The organism is Mesorhizobium sp. M7A.F.Ca.CA.004.04.2.1, assembly GCF_004022825.1.
In the GTDB taxonomy this organism is placed as follows: domain Bacteria; phylum Pseudomonadota; class Alphaproteobacteria; order Rhizobiales; family Rhizobiaceae; genus Mesorhizobium.
Genome location: NZ_RZPH01000971.1, coordinates 1 through 2253 on the forward strand (window position 1 = coordinate 1; position 2253 = coordinate 2253).

The window sequence follows — 2253 nt, forward strand, 5'->3', positions numbered from 1 at the left end:
GTTCTGCCCGGTCAGATAGCCCGCATGGACCGAGCACAGGAAGGCGCAGATCTGGCCGAATTCTTCCGGCGTGCCGAGCCGCTTGGCCGGAACATCAGCGCTGATGCGGGTCTTGCGTGCAGCGGCTGCGGCAGGATCCTCGATGGTGCCGGCCTCGTGCGGGCCGCGCAGCCGGTCGGTGTCGAGTTTGCCCGGCAAAAGACTGTTGATGGTCACGTTGCGGTCGATCACCGTTCTGGCCACGCCGGCAAGGAACGAGGTCAGGCCGGCACGCGCGCCGGACGACAGGTCGAGGCCGGGAATGGGCACATAGACCGACAGCGATGTGATGTTGACGATGCGGCCGAAGCCGCGTGCCGCCATGCCGTCCAGCACGGCCTGCACGAGCTCGATCGGCGTCACCATATTCTGGGTGACGCCTTCGAGGATCTTTTCGCGATCGAGCGTGCGGAAATCGCGAAGCGGCGGGCCGCCATTGTTGTTGACCAGGATATCCGGCTCGGGACAGGCCGCGAGCAGCGCCTTCTGCACCTCCGGCTTCGAAACGTCGCCGACGACTTCCGTCACCGTGACGCCATATCGCTCGCGCAACTCCGCGGCGGTTTTCGCCACCAGTTCGGCGTTGCGCCCGTTGACCACGACATCGCAGCCGGCCTCGGCCAGCGCCATGGCGCAACCGCGCCCAAGTCCCTTGCTCGAAGCGCAGACGATGGCCTTCTTTCCGCGGATACCGAGATCCATGACGATTTCTCCTGTGATTTGGCCGGCAAGCTAGTCCTTCGGCTGGACCAATCGCAACCGTCATACGGTTGTTGCATGAATCGGGGCATAGGCTCGCGAAAGCAACGGTGAAATCGCGATGTCCGGCCAAGAGCCCCGCACTTTCCGCAGCATGTTCATATCCGACGTCCATCTGGGCTCGAAGGCGGCCAAGGCCGAGTTCCTGATCGATTTCCTTCGATATCACGATGCCGATATCATCTATCTGGTGGGCGACATCGTCGACGGCTGGCGGCTGCGGCGGAGCTGGCACTGGCCGCAAAGCCACAATGACGTCGTGCAGAAACTGCTGCGCAAGGCGCGCAAGGGCGCCAACATCACCTACATCGCCGGCAACCATGACGAGTTCGCCCGCCAGTTCCAGGGCGTGCATTTCGGCGGCATCGTCGTCGCCGACCGTGCCATCCACGAGACCGCCGACGGCAAGCGCCTGCTCGTCATCCATGGCGACCAGTTCGACACCGTGGTCCACAATGCGCGCTGGCTCGCCTATCTCGGTGATCACGCCTATGACGCGGCCATGCTGGTCAATCGCGTGGTGACGCGGCTGCGGCAACTGCTCGGCCTGCCGTATTGGTCGTTTTCGTCCTGGGCCAAGCACAACGTCAAGAAAGCGGTGAACTTCATCGGCTCGTTCCAGACCATGCTTGCGGATGAGGCGCGTCGTTCACACGTCGACGGCGTCATTTGCGGCCACATCCATCATGCCGTCATCGAGAATTTTGGCGATGTCCAGTACATCAACACCGGCGACTGGGTGGAAAGCTGCACGGCCGTGGTCGAGCATTTTGACGGCCGCATGGAAATCCTGACCTGGGCGCAGGTGCTGCCAGAAGCGCCGGACGAGCCCTTTGTCCCGTTGCTCATCGCGGACCGGGTAGGGCAGGCGGCATAGTCCGAAGTCTTTTTCGGGCTTCGGAATCGATCAATTAGTCCAACCGGTTTCGTCCGGTTTTCGTCCATGTTAAGGGATCGATACGCGTTGCCGTCCGGTCGAATACAGCGCGATTGGATCGATTCATGGCCCTGCCGCAGCTCTCGCCCGAACAACTCGTCAAGCCGCGCCATTTCGAACTGCGCATGAGCCTGATCTTCGCGACGCTGTACGTGCCGCTCGGAACGCATTTGCCTTATTTTCCACTGTGGCTGCAGGCCAAGGGTTTTCACGCCGAGCAGATCGCCGTCATTCTGGCGGCGCCGATGTTCCTGCGCGTGGTGACGACGCCGTTACTGACCGCGTTGGCCGACCGTGCCAGGGACCGCGCCGATGTCTATGTCGCGCTGATGGCTGCATCACTGCTCCTGTCGGCAGGCTATTTCCTGCCATCGACCTATGCGATGGTGCTGGCGGTCTCACTGGCGCTGACCATTGTCTGGACGCCGCATTCGCCGATCGCCGATTCGCTGGCGCTTTCGGGTGTCCGCCGCTTCGGTTCGAACTACACAAGCATGCGCAAATGGGGCTCGATCTCC

The 2253-nt window shown here is 62.4% G+C and carries 3 protein-coding genes; 2 read left to right on the forward strand and 1 reads right to left on the reverse strand.

Going from position 1 to position 2253, the window contains the following annotated elements; translation table 11 throughout:
- A partial coding sequence (locus EN893_RS29935) for an SDR family oxidoreductase (protein WP_164901231.1) occupies positions 1-741 on the reverse strand: 741 nt, incomplete at its 3' end.
- Between the two features lie 151 nt (positions 742-892).
- Between EN893_RS29935 and EN893_RS29940 the strand changes: the two genes are divergently transcribed.
- Complete coding sequence (locus EN893_RS29940) at positions 893-1675, forward strand: UDP-2,3-diacylglucosamine diphosphatase (RefSeq protein WP_164748893.1); 783 nt, start codon at positions 893-895, stop codon at positions 1673-1675.
- 125 nt (positions 1676-1800) lie between these two features.
- Positions 1801-2253: MFS transporter (locus EN893_RS29945; protein ID WP_164901232.1), on the forward strand; the 453-nt coding region annotated here is incomplete at its 3' end.

Excerpts from the sequence above, each read along its gene's own strand:
- EN893_RS29940 (WP_164748893.1), top strand. The coding sequence starts at position 893 with ATGTTCATATCCGACGTCCATCTGGGCTCGAAGGCGGCCAAGGCCGAG.